Consider the following 320-nt stretch of genomic DNA (forward strand, 5'->3'; position numbering starts at 1 on the left):
GGATTACCCGATCCCCGAAGGTATGAGTGAAGCGGATTTTTTCCGCAAGATATCCGAAGTGGGTCTGGAAGAACGTCTGGAGGTGATTCTGGCCGGTATTCCGAAAGACTCCGAAGAATACCGTGAGAAGCGCAAACCCTATGATGAACGGCTGATCTTCGAGCTGGATATTATTATCCAGATGGGATTCCCCGGTTACTTCCTGATCGTGATGGACTTTATTCAGTGGGCCAAACAGCACGATATTCCCGTCGGGCCTGGCCGGGGTTCCGGTGCCGGTTCGCTGGTGGCCTATGCCCAGACACTTACCGACCTTGACC

General features: G+C 53.4%; 1 protein-coding gene. It reads left to right on the plus strand.

Going from position 1 to position 320, the window contains the following annotated elements:
- The coding region (locus Q4563_RS18210; protein ID WP_303605505.1) for a hypothetical protein at positions 1–320 on the plus strand (320 nt) is incomplete at both ends.

The sequence above is a fragment of the Gilvimarinus sp. 1_MG-2023 genome (assembly GCF_030548285.1).